This is a genomic window from Arthrobacter sp. P1_B9 (assembly GCF_056406495.1).
In genome coordinates this window covers 145,942-160,887 of record NZ_JBFUAA010000009.1, presented here as the reverse complement: position 1 = coordinate 160,887, position 14,946 = coordinate 145,942, and the positions used below count along the sequence as shown (strand labels likewise).

The 14,946-nt window shown below is 64.3% G+C and carries 11 protein-coding genes; 10 read left to right on the top strand and 1 reads right to left on the bottom strand.

The features are described from left to right. Nucleotides 1–14: 14 nt before the first annotated feature. From lipA to AC1D1A_RS14115, 9 genes are all read left to right on the top strand, one after another. Nucleotides 15–1,022 carry a lipoyl synthase gene (gene lipA, locus AC1D1A_RS14155; protein WP_476947978.1) on the top strand — a complete coding sequence of 336 codons (1,008 nt, stop codon included), beginning with the start codon at nt 15–17 and terminating at the stop codon, nt 1,020–1,022. Nucleotides 1,023–1,098: 76 nt separating this feature from the next. Continuing rightward, a complete protein-coding gene (locus AC1D1A_RS14150) occupies nt 1,099–1,935 on the top strand; it encodes a methylenetetrahydrofolate reductase (RefSeq protein WP_476947977.1) in 837 nt (278 codons plus the stop codon). After that, nucleotides 1,925–3,391: a D-serine/D-alanine/glycine transporter gene (gene cycA, locus AC1D1A_RS14145; protein WP_476849732.1), complete on the top strand. Its 1,467-nt coding sequence runs from the start codon at nt 1,925–1,927 to the stop codon at nt 3,389–3,391. Before AC1D1A_RS14150 ends, cycA begins: the two co-directional genes overlap by 11 nt. Next, a complete protein-coding gene (purU, locus tag AC1D1A_RS14140; RefSeq protein ID WP_476947976.1) occupies nt 3,388–4,317 on the top strand; it encodes a formyltetrahydrofolate deformylase in 930 nt (309 codons plus the stop codon). The genes cycA and purU overlap by 4 nt, the downstream gene beginning before the upstream one ends. 1,138 nt (nt 4,318–5,455) lie before the next feature. After that, complete coding sequence (locus tag AC1D1A_RS14135) at nt 5,456–6,283, top strand: aminoglycoside phosphotransferase family protein (RefSeq protein WP_476947975.1); 828 nt, start codon at nt 5,456–5,458, stop codon at nt 6,281–6,283. A gap of 150 nt (nt 6,284–6,433) precedes the next feature. Beyond that, on the top strand, nt 6,434–7,894 hold the full coding sequence (locus AC1D1A_RS14130; protein WP_476948004.1) for an HNH endonuclease signature motif containing protein: 1,461 nt from the start codon (nt 6,434–6,436) through the stop codon (nt 7,892–7,894). A 710-nt stretch (nt 7,895–8,604) separates the two neighbouring features. Next, entirely contained in the window at nt 8,605–9,462 is an 858-nt protein-coding gene (locus AC1D1A_RS14125; protein WP_476947974.1) for a phosphotransferase, read from the top strand. A 123-nt stretch (nt 9,463–9,585) separates the two neighbouring features. Then, nucleotides 9,586–10,878, top strand: coding sequence for a C-glycoside deglycosidase beta subunit domain-containing protein (locus AC1D1A_RS14120; protein WP_476948003.1), 1,293 nt, complete (start codon nt 9,586–9,588; stop codon nt 10,876–10,878). A 32-nt stretch (nt 10,879–10,910) separates the two neighbouring features. Then, a complete protein-coding gene (locus AC1D1A_RS14115; protein ID WP_476947973.1) occupies nt 10,911–12,389 on the top strand; it encodes a sugar phosphate isomerase/epimerase family protein in 1,479 nt (492 codons plus the stop codon). A gap of 64 nt (nt 12,390–12,453) precedes the next feature. Here AC1D1A_RS14115 and AC1D1A_RS14110 read toward each other — a convergent pair whose 3' ends face one another. Beyond that, nucleotides 12,454–13,398: a LysR family transcriptional regulator gene (locus AC1D1A_RS14110; protein WP_476849727.1), complete on the bottom strand. Its 945-nt coding sequence runs from the start codon at nt 13,396–13,398 to the stop codon at nt 12,454–12,456. Nucleotides 13,399–13,626: 228 nt separating this feature from the next. Here AC1D1A_RS14110 and AC1D1A_RS14105 point away from each other — a divergent pair, with 228 nt between their 5' ends. Further along, a complete protein-coding gene (locus AC1D1A_RS14105; protein WP_476947972.1) occupies nt 13,627–14,916 on the top strand; it encodes an ABC transporter substrate-binding protein in 1,290 nt (429 codons plus the stop codon). Nucleotides 14,917–14,946 lie beyond the last annotated feature (30 nt).

Below are 14,946 nucleotides of genomic sequence, written 5' to 3'. Positions count from 1 at the left end.
AGGAAAGAGAACTAATGACACTGGCACCAGAAGGCCGGAAGATGCTGCGCATTGAGCAGCGAAACGCGGCCACACCGGTGGAACGGAAGCCGGAATGGATCAAGGCCAAGGTCCAGATGGGCCCCGAGTTCGTCCAGCTCAAGAACCTCGTGAAGAAGGAGGGCCTCCACACCGTGTGTGAAGAGGCCGGCTGCCCGAACATCTTCGAATGCTGGGAAGACAAGGAGGCCACSTTCCTGATCGGCGGCTCCGAATGCACCCGKCGCTGCGACTTCTGCCAGATCGACACCGGCAAGCCCTCSCCCGTGGACATGTTCGAGCCCACCAAGGTGGCCCGCTCGGTCCAGGCCATGSMSCTGCGCTACGCCACCGTGACCGGYGTAGCCCGCGACGACCTCGCCGACGAGGGCGTCTGGCTSTACGCCGAGACGGTCCGCAAGATCCACGAACTGAACCCGGGCACCGGCGTCGAACTGCTGATCCCSGAYTTCTCCGGCAGGCCCGAGCACATCGCGGCGATCTGCGACTCCAAGCCCGAGGTSTTCGCCCACAACGTCGARACCGTGCCCCGGATCTTCAAGCGGATCCGCCCGGCGTTCCGCTACGAGCGCTCCCTGGACGTCATCACCCAGGGCCGCAAGCTCGGCATGGTGACCAAGTCGAACCTGATCCTGGGCATGGGCGAGACCCGCGAGGAAATCTCCGAGGCGCTGCGGGACCTGCACGAGGCCGGCTGCGACCTGATCACCATCACCCAGTACCTGCGCCCGTCCGAACGGCACCTGCCGGTGGACCGCTGGGTCAAGCCGCAGGAATTCGTGGACCTGCAGCACGAAGCCGACGAGATCGGCTTCCTGGGCGTCATGTCCGGGCCCCTGGTGCGTTCCTCCTACCGCGCCGGCCGGCTCTGGGCCACCGCGATGCGCAAGAAGGGCTGGGAAATCCCGGCCGAACTCGCGCACATCGAAAGCTCCGGCAGCACCCGCCAGGAAGCCAGCTCGCTGCTGGCAGCTACGGCCTGAACAACCCAACCTTGATGCCCAAAACCTGATACCCAAAAACCTGATGCCCAAAAAATCTGATGTTCAGAGAGGACCAATGATGTTCCCCATCAGAATAGAAATCATCCCTTCCGGGGGAATCGTTGAGCGCGTCACGGACCTGGTGCCGTTGACCACGACGCTCACGGTGACGTGCCTGCCCCATCACGGCATCGAGCGGACCATGCGCACTGCCGTGCAGCTTGGTGTGCTGGGCTACACCGTCATCCCGCACCTCGCCGCGCGGACCCTGCATGACCGGGCCGAGCTGACCGGAATCCTCCGCGACTGCGATGCCGCCGGCATCCGCGAGGTCTTTGTCATCGGCGGGGACCGGAAGCAGCCGGCCGGCCCGTATGAGTCCGCCCTTCCTCTGCTGGAGGACATCGCGCAGTACACAGGCGGGTTGATGCGGGCAGGCATTGCGGGCTACCCGGAGGGCCACCCCTCCGCCGGCCCCGTGGAGGTGCTGGACGCCCTCCTGGCAAAACAGCACCTAGCCTCGCACGTTGTGACCCAGATGTGCTTCGCCCCGGAGAAAATCCTTGATTACGCGGCGCTCCTGCGCCGCGAAGGCGTTGAGCTGCCCATCTGGGCAGGGGTGGCGGGGTCCGTGCCCCGGACCAAACTGGTCTCGCTGGCTACGCAGATCGGCGTCGGAAGTTCCCTGAAGTTCCTGAGCCGGAAGGGCCCGCTGGCCCGCAAACTCCTGAGCGGCGACCACTACTCGCCGCAAAGCCTGGTGTCCGGGCTGGAAAACCAGCCTGGCAACCTCGCGGGCATACATCTCTACAGCTTCAACAGCCTTGGCTCGGTTCCCGGCGGACCGGGTCAGGCGCCCATCTCAGCAGCACTCCAGACAGCATTGATTCGAGGAGCAGCACGTGACAACTGAAACCGTAACTTCCCACCAGGAACCGCATCTTGAGCGGCAGCTCAGCAACCGGCACATCCAGCTGATCGCCATTGGCGGCGCCATCGGCACCGGCCTGTTCATGGGCTCGGGCAAAACCATCTCCGCGGCCGGACCCTCCGTCATCTTCGTCTACATGATCATCGGCTTCATGCTGTTCTTCGTGATGCGAGCCATGGGCGAGCTCCTGCTGAGCAACCTGAACTACAAATCCTTCAGCGACTTCGCAGCGGACCTCCTTGGGCCCTGGGCCGGCTTCTTCACCGGATGGACGTACTGGTTCTGCTGGGTGATCACGGGGATCGCGGACGTCATCGCCATTGCCGGCTACTCCAAGGAACTCTGGCCGGGGCTGCCGCTGTGGATCCCGGGCCTGGCCACCGTGGCCATCCTCCTGCTCCTGAACCTCACCACGGTGAAGGCGTTCGGCGAGACGGAGTTCTGGTTCGCGCTGATCAAGATCGTCGCTATCGTGGCGCTGATCGTGGTGGGCCTGTTTATGATCTTCAGCGGGTTCCAGTCCGATGCCGGCCCTGCCAGCTTCACAAATCTGTGGAGCCACGGTGGATTCTTCCCGAACGAGTTCATGGGTTTTGTGGCCGGCTTCCAGATCGCCGTGTTCGCTTTTGTGGGCATTGAGCTGGTGGGCACCACCGCCGCGGAGGCCAAAGACCCGGAGAAGAGCCTGCCGAAGGCCATCAACTCCATCCCGATCCGAGTGCTGCTCTTCTACGTGGGCGCCCTGATCATCCTGATGTCTGTCACTCCCTGGACCCAGTTCCAGGCTGGCCACAGCCCGTTCATCGCCATGTTCTCCCTGGCAGGGCTCGGAGCCGCGGCAACGATCGTGAACCTGGTGGTGCTCAGCTCGGCCATGTCCTCGGCCAACTCCGGCATCTACTCCACGTCGCGCATGGTCTACGGGCTGGCCCAGGAGGGCGACGCGCCGTCAGTCTTCAGCAGCCTGTCCCGGCGTAAGGTCCCGCAGAACGCCCTGTTCCTGTCCTGCGTCCTCCTGCTCTCCGGCGTGGTGCTGATGTACGCCGGACAGGACATCGGCAAGGCCTTCGACATGGTGACCACCGTGTCGGCCGTCTGCTTCGTGTTCGTATGGTCCATCATCTTGGCCAGTTACCTGGCCTTCCGCCGTCGCCGCCCGCACCTGCATGACGCGTCCAAGTTCCAGATGCCCGGCGGAATCCCCATGGTCTGCGTGGTCTTCGCGTTCTTCGCCTTCGTCCTCTGGGCGTTGACCACGCAGCCGGACACACTTCTGGCACTCCTGGTAACGCCGGTCTGGTTCATTCTGCTCGGCGCCGCGTGGTTCGTGCTGCGCCGGCGCCCCGCGCACTTGGCCCGCTATGAAAGCTTCCAGGCTGAGCTCGCGCAGGACGAGGAATCAGCTGTTGCGCGAAAGTTTGAGAAGGTGCAGAAATGACCGCACAGACCCCAAACAGCCCCGAGCCTGCAGCTGTGGAACCCGGTGCCACGGCAGAGCACATCCTGACCGTCGACTGTGTTGAGTCGCCGGGCATCGTCCATTCGGTCTCGGGATTCCTGCTCAACCACGGCTGCGACATCCTGGACATCAAGCAGTACGGGGACAAGGGGCAACGGCACTTCTTTATGCGCGTCCACTTTTCCTCGGGTTCCTCCTCCGACGCCTCCTTAGGGCAGGATTCCTTCAGCACCGAGGACCTGCGCCGCGACTTCACGCCTGTGGCCGAAAAGTGGGAGATGAATTGGCAGCTGGAACCGCACGGCCGCAAACGCCGTGTCCTGGTGATGGTGTCCAAAATGGGCCACTGCCTCAACGATCTACTCTTCCGGGCACGCACCGGCGACATCCCGGTCGAAATCGTGGCGGTGGTGTCCAACCACCGCGACCAGGAGGGCCTGGTCCAGTGGCACGGCATCCCGTTCTTCCACCTGCCAGTCACCAAGGACACCAAGCCCGAGGCGGAGGACCGGCTAATGGAGCTGGTGGACGCCTTCGACGTGGAACTCGTGGTCCTGGCCCGTTACATGCAGGTCCTGAGCGATGAGCTCTCGGCACAGCTGGCGGGACGGACCATCAACATCCACCACTCGTTCCTGCCCAGCTTCAAAGGCGCAAAGCCGTACCACCAGGCCTACGACCGCGGCGTCAAGACCGTGGGCGCCACGGCTCACTACGTCAACGCCGAACTCGACGAGGGCCCGATCATTTCCCAGCAGGTCATCGAGGTGGACCACACGTACACCGCTGATGACCTGGTGGCGGTGGGCCGGGACGCCGAATGCGCGGCCCTCCGCAACGCCGTCCGCTGGCATTGTGAAGGCAGGATCCTGCTGCTCGGCAACCGCACCGTCATCTTGCGGTAGGCCATGAAACCGACAAATGTGCCGCGCTGGCGCCCAGTGTCGTGGAACGCCTTGCCCGTCGGGCAGCCGGTGAGGCTCTCGCAGGACGGCCGCCCTATCGGCTCCGGCACCGTGGACGGAACCACGCCAGACGGATCCATCATCTGGGTTGTCCTTGACGGCTGGTCCGAACGGCGAATGTTCCACCGGGAGGATTATGTTCGGGTCGAAATTAGCGCGTAGCCGGCCGCGGCCAGCGCGCGAGTCATCGCACCGGAAGCGCGCTGATCGGCGGTTGCGCAGGGAAACCTGGGCTGTCATTCTCGCGGCCGGTGCCCTGTTGGCAGTGATCCTGTGGCAGGCACTGTCCTATGGAAACTGACAAAACGCCAGCGGACGACGCCGACTGGGCTCCATAGAAGGTCAAGACGACGGCATCAGAGTCCGTCGAATTCAGACTGGTTCGACTTTGCTGGGCCGGGGTTCAGCATGATGTCCGTTCTGCTTGCTCGGGATCTCGGTCGGCGCTCCGGGGAGCGCGTACACGCGTCGGGCGTGGTCGCGTCCGACGAGTTGCACGATCCTGCGGGCGTCCGCCTCGGAACAGTCGTCGTCGTCGATCCATCCGCCGACTACCTTGGTGATTGCGTTGCGCCACAGTCTCGCTCCGAGGTAGTGAAGTTCGGCTGGGCCGCCACCGCCGCGCAGCTCGCCGCCTCCATCACCTTCCTGCTCAGCGACGACGGCACCAACGTCAACGGCGCCACCGTCGCTTGTTTACCTGCGTCAGGAGGGCGGCGCAGCGACGGTTCAAGTCCACCCTCCGGACGCCGCGACCGGCTTTCTGGAAAAGTTGCGCAGCCAGGTGTGGGACAAACCCGAGGTGATCGGGCAGCTGATGACGGCAGCGCCGACAGCCAGGATTCTGGAAGAGGTCGCCCGCGAGGGCCAGGGCGCGGGCTGACCGCTGAGAATCCGGTGGTCCACGCCGGATGAGCTAGCCGCAACTTCATGCTGTCCCAGGACGACGGCGGGGCATCCCGCCGCCGTCGGATTCCATGTCCTCCCGCGCCCCGTCGGCTCTTGGGCTCTTGACCTATATTCGGACAAGGGAAAGGACCGGACTGCATTGCCGGCACAAAGGAAGGCGGATTTCTGAATGGCTCGAATGCCGCCAGCCACGGTGGAAGTGAGTAACAGCGTCGTCCAGCGCCTCGTCCGGGACCAGCGGCCCGACCTCGCCGACTGTCGGATAGCGCGGGTTGCGAACGGCTGGGACAACGAGACCTTCCGGCTCGGTGACGGCCTGGCCGTCCGGCTGCCGCGCAGGGCGGAGGCCGTTCCGCTGATACTGCATGAGCAGCGCTACCTTCCCGACATAGCTCGCCGCTCCCCGGTCGCGGTTCCTGTCCCCGTCCATGCCGGCAGGCCGACGTCGGACTTTCCATGGCCGTGGAGCATCGTGCGGTGGGTCCCCGGAGCCGCTGCGGCCGACGTCGGGCCGGCAGGCCGCGGGCCGGCGGCTAAGGGCCTCGCCGATTTCCTGCTGTCCCTTCACGTGCCCGCCGAAACCGGCGTCCCGGTCAACCCTTTCCGAGGCGTGCCGCTGGCGGACCGTGACGCTGTGCTGATAGAACGGCTCGGGGACCGCGAACGCTACCCGCAGGCGGCAGCGCTGAGAGCAGTGTGGGCGCAGGCCTGCGCCGCCAAAGCCTGGGATGGTCCGGCGATGATGCTCCACGGAGACCTCCACCCTGGCAACATCCTGCTGGCGGACGACGGCTCCCTGGCCGGCGTCATCGATTTCGGCGACGTCGGGGCAGGGGACCCGGCTGTCGATCTTGCGGTGGTGGCTGATGTTCTACGCCGGCACCCGCCGCCGCTTCATGGGCGCCTTTGGCTCCGCAGTAGATGGAGACACCTGGATGAGGGCCCGCGGTTGGGCCCTCATCCTGTCCACCGCCATGCTGAGCAACTCCGACGATAATCCGCGGATGTTCGCCGTAGGAAAGTTCGGGATAAGGCAGATCCTGGATGACGGACTTCGCCTGCAACTCTGACGCCAGAGTTAAATGTCAGTGGCGCCTGCCATGCTGAGGGTGTGGAAGGCAAAGCAGCTGCGGAGACGTTGGAGGCCATGGAGGCCTCCCTTGCCAGGTTGTCTGCATTTGCCGGTCGCGGAGCCGGGAACGCGGCCTCGACTGGCGCCGACCCTCTTCGGGACGAAGCGGACGCGTGCCTGGACGGTATGGCTGAGGTCGCCAGCATGGAAGCCAGGCTGGCCGCCCTGAAAGTGCACTTCGCCGCCGGATATGCCCGCGCTGCCGTCGCCATGGCGGGCCCAGCCGATTCCCCGCAGGAGCGCACCGCCCAGGAAATGGCCGTGACAGCAGAGGTGGCCTGTGTCCTGACCGTGAGTGAAAGATCGGCGGCGGCGCTCCTGGCAGAGTCGGCCACCCTGACCACTAAGTTGCCCCTGACGCTGTCTGCGCTGCAAGTAGGGAGCATTTCATGGCAACACGCGCGGGTGATGTGTGATGAATCGTCCGGTCTGGACCCCGCCGCGGCGGCTGCCTTGGAGGCTCATTTCCTGGACCCCGAAGCTCCCTTTGCCGCGCGTGGCTGCCCCGCGGGGGAGCTGGTGCAGGGCAGGTTCCGGGCCAAGACGCGCAGATGGCGTGAGCTGCACCATCCCGTAAGCATCGAAGCCCGCCACCGCAAGGGTGTGGAGGACCGTCGGCTGGAATATGTGCCGGACCGGGACGGCATGGCCTGGCTCTCGGCCTATCTGACTGCGGATGTGGCGGTGGCTGCATGGTCCCGTGCCACGGAAGCGGCCCGTGCCCTGCAGGAGCCGAATGAATCCCGGACCCTGACCCAGCTCCGTGCGGACGTCGCCGCCGACTGGCTGCTGGCGGGGGTGGCGGAAGGAACTCCGTCACCCAAGGCGCAGGTCCTGGTGACCGTGCCGGTGCTGTCTCTTTTGGGCGCCGAGTCGGAACCGGCCACGCTGGACGGGTATGGTCCCGTTCCGCCGAGCATGGCCCGCCGGCTTGTAGGGGATGGCGCCGGATCGTTCCTGCGTGTGCTGACCGATCCGCGCAATGGAGCGCCGCTGGAAATCGGACGGACCAGCTACCGGGTTCCGAAGGCGATGCGCCAATGGTTGCGGCTTCGGGATGGCCGGTGCCCTTTTCCGGGCTGTAACAACCATTCCCTGGATAACGAAGCGGATCATCTGTTGGCTTGGTCCGAGGGAGGCGGCACCGGCATCACCAACCTTGGCCAGCCATGCCGGCGGCACCACCGACTCAGACACACCACAGCATGGAGGCCGGTTGACGCCACCCGGGACCAGTCACCCGGCTGGATCTCACCCGCGGGACGCTCCTATCCAAGCGAACAACAAGACTGGGAACCACCACGCTGGCCGCAGCACCTCGGCCACGCGGGTGAAGGCCGGGAGTTGGAACCGCCCGACGGGCTCGACGTACTTGCCGGCGCCGTCGGACCCGGAGAGGCCGTCGGACCCGGAGAAGCCGGGCCGCCATTACCTGTGGATCCCTTTCCTGACTGGGCACTGTTCATCGCGGCGTAGGATCGGCGCTCCATGTTCCCCTCCCCGTCCAATGAAAGGTTCGAAGGATGAGCCGGCTATTGGCCTGCACCCCTGCCTCCGCCGTGACCCTGAGCCGTGACCCTGAAAGGCCGGATCGGCCAGGACCAGCGCGATTCAGGCCACTGTCCCCACGCCCATCACGGTCCGGGTCAATCTCGACTCACCGGACGGGTTCGTCGGGTCTGCCTGCTGCGGCGATCCTGCGACGCCTGACGCCGAGTGGACGGGGAAGAAGGCCTTGATGAAAGTTTCTTCATGACCGTTTCATCCCTGCCTCATTGTTGTAGTTCACGCTGGACACACGAACGGCTTGCGCCGGAAGAGCCTGGGTATGGGGAAGCGGGGGCATGGTGGACGGAGCATGGCTGTCTACTGTTCGGGGGCCCGGGACGCCTGGAACGCGTCAATCTGCTGCGTCGCACCACTCGCTGGTGTCTCCGCCGGTCCATGGAATTGATTCCATGGATTGGCCCTCCGCCGTTCCGGCGTCTGCCGACGACGCTACCGGCACGTCCTGGCTGGTTCAGCGGGCGTGGCCAGAGAAGACACCGGGCGAATTTGTACTGGAGGTCCGGACGCCGGGAGTGCCCGGCGTCCGGGGAGCTTACTTGCGTCACGGGCAGTTCGAACTTATCCCGTTGGACGATCCGGGACTTCCCGCCTTACGGGGGGAAGCGCAGCAGGGGGAATTGATTTCGTATTGGCCGTACCACCAGGCTGTCGTCCGGGCGGAGGGCCGCTATATAAAGATCTTCGGGGCCGGGGGCGCCGTCGTACCGGCCGAGCGCTGCGCGCAAATGGACGTCCTGCTGGACGCCGGCAATTTCACAACGCCCAGAATCCTTCGTCAGAGTTCCCAGGCGGACGTCATCGTTTTCAGCGCCATGCCGGGACCGACTCTGAACGAGCTGGGCCGGGTGGGAGCGGCCGTCTGCGATGAAGCGTTCGCCAGGGCATGGGAGAAATGGTCGCGCGCCTGGGTCGCGGAACTGAACGGCTCCCATGGTCCAGCAGCACGAGGTGCTCTCGACAGCCTTCCGCTCCGTTCAGCAGAGTGGGAAGCGACGAAGGTGTGTCGACGGGTGGACGACTGGTTGCGGCACAATGAAAACGTCCCCGAGTTGTCGTCTCAGCGCGCTGTCTTGCGCGCCGCCGCAGAGCACGTGGCCATGAACCTGATAGGGACGGCACCGGATCCGGTGGTATGGGCCCACGGAGACCTGTACGACAGGCAAATCATCGTTCCCGACGGCGACATCCCGCCCGGACTGCTGGACTTCGACAGTACGGCCCGGCACGAGGCTGCCCGGGATCTGGCCGGTCTGGACGTCCATCTGGAGCTTCATCTACGAAATAACCGCATGACGCCGGCACGATATCTGACCGCTCACACGCAGGTGCTGGCCGTGGCCGAGGAACTGCGCGTCAGTCCAGCCCGGTTCGATGCGTACTCGGACGCCGTCTGGCTCCGTCTGGCACTTTCGCCGTTACCTGGCCGCTTCTCTCTGGCCATCGGCGTCCTCGCGGAACGGGCCGAAAGGAGCTGAGGCCCTCGAGGCGGCCAGCCCGGCCAGCCCCTGGCATGTTTTGTAGGTTAGGTGCTCACTTAGGTGCAAAAGCGACAGAATGATTGCTACTCTGGATTCTGCACCTACAGAGAGTGAGCAATGATGCTTCTCGAAAGAGACCTCATCCAGTCCGTCGGCTTCCGCAACGTAACGGACGGCGGACGTGTAACCGGCTTTCAGTTCCGGGTCCGGATGCCTTCCTACCGGGGCATGGCCGCGTCCCTCATCGATGGCATCGCCGTTCGCATCGGCGGCATCGTCGACGTCGGACCTGACGTTCCGCTGTGGACCTTCGGCGGGCGGACCTACACCCTGCAGCAGCTCTGGGACAGTGATGGCGTGCGCTGGCCCCTTGAGGAAGCGGCAGTGGTCACCGTTCCCCTCGACGGCGGTCTGCCGCAGGGCGTCCACGAGCTCTCCATCGAGCTGCGGCTGCGGATGTCCTACATACCAGTCGAGCACCAGCCCACCACCCACCGGACCAGCCGCAAGGTGACGCTCGCGCCGGAAGGCGGCGAAGGTACCTTCCGCTACGGCGTTTCCCTCTACAGCTTTATGGGCGATTACGGCACAGTGATGGACCTTGAGGCGGCGCTGGCCGCCGTCGCTGACGTGGGCGCCACCGGCGTCGAGATCCTCGGCGAGGGCCACGTTCCCAACTATCCGGAACCGTCCCCGGCCTGGATCGATAACTGGTTCGGCCTGCTGGAGAAGTATTCGCTGGAGCCGACGAACTACGGTTCCTGGATAGACACCCGTCTTCACCCGGGCCGCACCATGACGGTCGCCGAGGGTGCGGAGGCCCTGCAACGGGACCTGCGGCTTGCCAACCAATTGGGTTTCGGCTTCGTGCGCCCCAAGATCGGCGTGGTGTCCAGCGATCTGGTCCCAGACCCCATCTGGACCGAGTCCGTGGAACGCTCCCTTGATCTGGCCCACGAGCTGGGGATCATCATCTGCCCGGAGATTCATTCGCCGACGCCCATCAGGCACCCCGTCGTCGAGGACTACATCGGACTCATCGAACGGACCGGAACCAAGAACTTCGGCCTGCTCATCGACACCGGAATCTTCCAGGACCGGCCCATTCCGCTGCGCGCAGGTGAGACCCGCGAGACCCGGCCCGCCTTCCTCGACGGCATCGGCGTCGACCCCGCCGACTTCGCCGATATCGCCCAGTATGTGGTGTTCGTCCAGGCGAAGTTCCACGACATCAACGAGCAGCTGGAAGACCAACAGATTCCCTGGCTGCCCGTGCTCAAGGCCCTCAAGGACTGCGGCTACACCGGTTATCTCTCCAGTGAATATGAAGGCGAACGCACGCCATGGCACGCCCTTGAGCAAGTGCGGCGCCAACACGCCCTGATCCGCCGCATCACCGGCGAACTTACCTGACCCATCCCCTTTTCCCAGTAAAGAGAGCAACAATGCCAAACGGACTTCTTGACGATGCAAGCCTCCGCACCCATCCCGACGGTCTCGCGCTTGCCCTGACCCTGCCGTGGTACCGAAGTCTGTGGCTCTCCTCGGTCTCCAGCCTGCGGCTCACCGTCGACGGCCAGGATATCCCCGCCGGGAACTTGTCCCTGGAACTGGGCGGTGTCCGCTATGCGCTCCCGGACCTGCCCGCTCAAAGCGAAACGCTCTGGTACCTCCAGGAACATCCCTTGCTCATCGCCACAACGGAGAGCCCTGTTGCCTTGGGCGAGCAGCACACCGTCCGGCTCATCGGTGAGCTGCGCCTGCCCTACATGCAGATTGCGCCCGGCCAGGATGGCGGTCCCGGCATGTACGTTCCCAACTTCGTGAACCAGACGTTGGAGCTGACCGTCACGGACAGGGCTGCGGCGGCACCGGAACTGACGACGGCGGTCCCGCCGCCCCCACCGAAAGCGGAGGAAGATCCGTTCTCGCTGGGGCTCACCCTGTACTCGGCAAGCGCCGAATTCCGGGCCGGCTGGTACGACTTCGACGGTCTGCTGAACCGCGTGGCCGAGCTCGGCATCGGCCCCGGGATCGAGATTGTGGCATCGCAGGTCCTGCCTGCCTATCCCAACGTGACTGACGACTTCGTGCGCTCGTGGCAGCGCGCCTTCGACAAGCACGGCTTCACCGCCAGCTCCTTCGGCGCCAATCTGGACATGGGACGCCGCCGTGACCGCGACATGACCCCGGACGAGGAGTACGAGTTCACGCAGACACTCTTCCACGGCGCCAAGAAGCTCGGTTTCCCGCTCGTCCGCATCCAGAGCGCGAAGCCGGAGCTGCTTCGCCGGCTGCTGCCGCTCGCCGAGGACCTCGAACTCAAACTTGCCTACGAGATCCATGCACCGCTGGGACCCAACTCGCCCGAGATCATGAAGGTCCGCGACGTCTACGCCGAGCTGGATTCACCGCTGTTGGGCTTCGTGGCTGACTTCTCCTCAACCATGCACAGCATGTCTCCCACGCTCCTGCGCGCGGTTCGCCGTGCCGGGCTGGACGATGAAGCTGTGGAAAGGCTGCAGGCTATCTGGGGCACCGAGGCACCGATGCGGGTGCGGCAGGAGGAGTTCATTGCGTACCTGCGGGGACGTGACTTCGATCCTGCCCGGCTTGGGTCCTTCGCCCACCTGGCGTTCAACATGCACGGCCACGTCAGCCCGAAGGAGTGGGCTGACATCATGCCGCAAATCATGCACGTCCACGCGAAGTTCTACGACATTGATGAGCAGGGCAACGAGCCGGCCATCGACTATCCGGAACTGGTCCGCGTATTCGTCGAAGGCGGCTACCGCGGTTACTGGTCCAGCGAATGGGAAGGCCATGCCTTCGCTGAGCTCGGTGAGGTGGATCCGCTGCTGCTGGTGCGGAAGCAGCATGACCTCATCCGCAAGAGCATGCGTACGGCGCTGGCATCAGCCTGACCTGAAAGGCCGACGTCCCATAGCCTCGATGCCCGTCCGTTTAGCCGGCCGGGCATCGAGGCATTTAAGGGGTTTCCTTGGTTGCGGCGGCTGCCACGATGTCGGCAGCCTCTTTGAAGAGGCCCCGCATCCACTCATGCTCGGAGTCGCGGTTGTGCACGGGGTGCCACCACAAGGCATTAACCAGCGGCGTGGCATCGAAGGGCAGCGGCAGGATCCGAATCCCGCCCACGCGCAGGGCGAACGGCACCAGGGCCGCCTGGATGAGCGCGATCCGGTTGGTCCCAACCACAAAATGCGGCAAGGACTGGAAACTTTCAACAACCACGTCCACGCGGGGCTCAACGCCCAGCTGCTGGATCTGCCGTTCCGCCGACGTTGAGGCTGAGCGCGTCTGATAGGTCATCACCCAGGGAAGTTCAGCGATGTTTTCCATGGTGATTTGCTCGCCGACGGCTTCATTTGACGTGGAGACCACGGCCACCCACCCGTCCCTCCACAGGTCCAGGTAGGGCAGCCCGGTGAGGAATCCATGCGGAATCACCATGCCGTCCACCGATCGAAGGCGGTTGGCTGCATCCTCCACCACCATCGGATTGTGGAGCATGAACCGGAACCGGACACCTGGGGCGCGCTCGGCTGCAAGCTCGGAAACAACCCGGCCAATGGTGGTGAAGCCGTAATCCGAGCCGTAGATGGAGAACTCGCGCTCGGATTCTGTGGGTTCCCAGGTGGCCTGGCTTTCGAAGACGCGGCGTGCGGCCTCCAGCGCGGTGGTGGTGTGCTCCGCGAGCCGGAGGGCGAAGGGGGTGAGCTCGTAAGCATTGCCGCGGCGGGCCAGGATCGGGTCCCCAAAGTGGGATCGGAGCCGGGCGAGCGAGGCGCTGAGCGCCGGCTGGCTGAGGTGGAGCCGCTCGGCCGCCCTGGTAACGCTTCGCTCGGTAATGAGGGCATCCAGCGAGATCAGCAGGTTGAGGTCGAGACGGGAAAGCAGGACATGTTTCGTCACGGCGCAGCGATCCTTTGAAAGTGGAACCGTTTCAAGGGAGCTTATCAGCGGGATCAATAACCTAGGCGAAGCCATCAGGCGTCTGAATAGACCTTCCGCGGACCCCCGTTAAACTTATGTCCGTCATAGCAAAGACTTATGTGTCTTTTAGGCACATCTCCTGCATACTTGTGAGTGACCGGGGTCACGACACCCGGATTTTGGACAATGAAGTCAGAAAGGCTGGACATGACACAGCACCGTCGCTATTCAGGCCTGAAGGTCGGCGCCCTCGCCGTCCCCACCGTCGCAGCACTCATTCTTACCGGTTGCTCGGCCTCCACCGGCAGCAGCTCCTCTTCGGGTGGTTCCCAGGAATTTTCACTGTCCTTCGCGACATCCAACACCATCGAGAGCCCCTTCCAGGTGTTGGCAGAAAATTACATGAAGTCACACCCGAACGTGAAAATCACCTTCAATCCTCAGCCGAACGACTCCTACGACCAGACCCTGCGCACACAGCTCCAGGCCGGAAACGCCTCAGACGTCGTAGTGACCTCACCCGGCTCCGGCACCGGCCGCAGCATCCTGCCGCTCGTCCAGGCAGGTTTCCTTGAGCCGCTTGACGATGCCGCGAAGCAACTGCTCCCCGAGGGAAGCGCCAGCACCTTTGGAACCGACGGCAAGGTGTACGGCCAGGCCACGGAAATTACGATTTCTGCCTTGGTGAGTAATGAGACGGCTGCAGCTGCAGCCGGTGGCTTCCCTGCCGACTATTCCTCCCTCCAGCAGCAGTGCAAGGCTCTGGAGTCCTCCGGTAAATCCCTCTTTGCCCTTGCCGGATCAGCCCCTCCCAACACAGGGCTGATGGCGATGTCCCTGGCAGCCTCGCGCGTCTACGCGGAAGACCCGAAATGGAACGATAAGCGCGCCGCCAAGGAAACCACCTTCGCCGGCTCGGACGGTTGGAAGTCAGCCCTCGAAGCAGTTAATACCTTGAAGGACGCGGGCTGCTTCCAGAAGGGTGCTGCCGGCGGCGGCTTCGATGCCATCACCAAGGGGCTTGCCAGCGGATCGTCCGTGAGCGGCTTCATCCCGGCCCCAAGCTGGAAGCAGCTGCAGTCCGCCGCTGGGGGCTCCCAGTTCGCCGTACGGCCGTTCCCGGCGGAACAGGGCTCAGGTAATAGCTACGTATTTGCCAGCGCAAACTACGCCTTCTCCATCAACGCGGCCTCCAAGAACAAGGACGCTGCCAAGGCCTTCCTCGACTGGGCCGCCCAGCCTGAGCAGACCAAGGCATTCGCAGAAATCGACGGTGCCCTGCCGGTCAGCGGACTCGACAAGTACGATTTCGACGGCGGCGCCTACAAGAACGTCGGAGGCCTGATGAAGGACGGCAAGTACGGCCCCCTGCCCAACATCCAGTGGCCGAATTCCGCCGTCTACGACGCACTGGCCACGGGGGTCCAGGGCATCATCACCGGCCAGAAGAGCCCTGACCAGGTCCTGCAGGCCATGGACGCGGCCTGGGATCAGTAGCAGTTCTTGACCATCAACGTTCCGACGACT

Excerpts from the sequence above, each read along its gene's own strand:
- AC1D1A_RS14150 (WP_476947977.1), top strand. The coding sequence starts at position 1,099 with ATGATGTTCCCCATCAGAATAGAAATCATCCCTTCCGGGGGAATCGTT.
- AC1D1A_RS14115 (WP_476947973.1), top strand. The coding sequence starts at position 10,911 with ATGCCAAACGGACTTCTTGACGATGCAAGCCTCCGCACCCATCCCGAC.
- AC1D1A_RS14130 (WP_476948004.1), top strand. The coding sequence starts at position 6,434 with ATGGAGGCCTCCCTTGCCAGGTTGTCTGCATTTGCCGGTCGCGGAGCC.
- purU (WP_476947976.1), top strand. The coding sequence starts at position 3,388 with ATGACCGCACAGACCCCAAACAGCCCCGAGCCTGCAGCTGTGGAACCC.
- AC1D1A_RS14120 (WP_476948003.1), top strand. The coding sequence starts at position 9,586 with ATGCTTCTCGAAAGAGACCTCATCCAGTCCGTCGGCTTCCGCAACGTA.
- AC1D1A_RS14135 (WP_476947975.1), top strand. The coding sequence starts at position 5,456 with ATGGCTCGAATGCCGCCAGCCACGGTGGAAGTGAGTAACAGCGTCGTC.
- AC1D1A_RS14105 (WP_476947972.1), top strand. The coding sequence starts at position 13,627 with ATGACACAGCACCGTCGCTATTCAGGCCTGAAGGTCGGCGCCCTCGCC.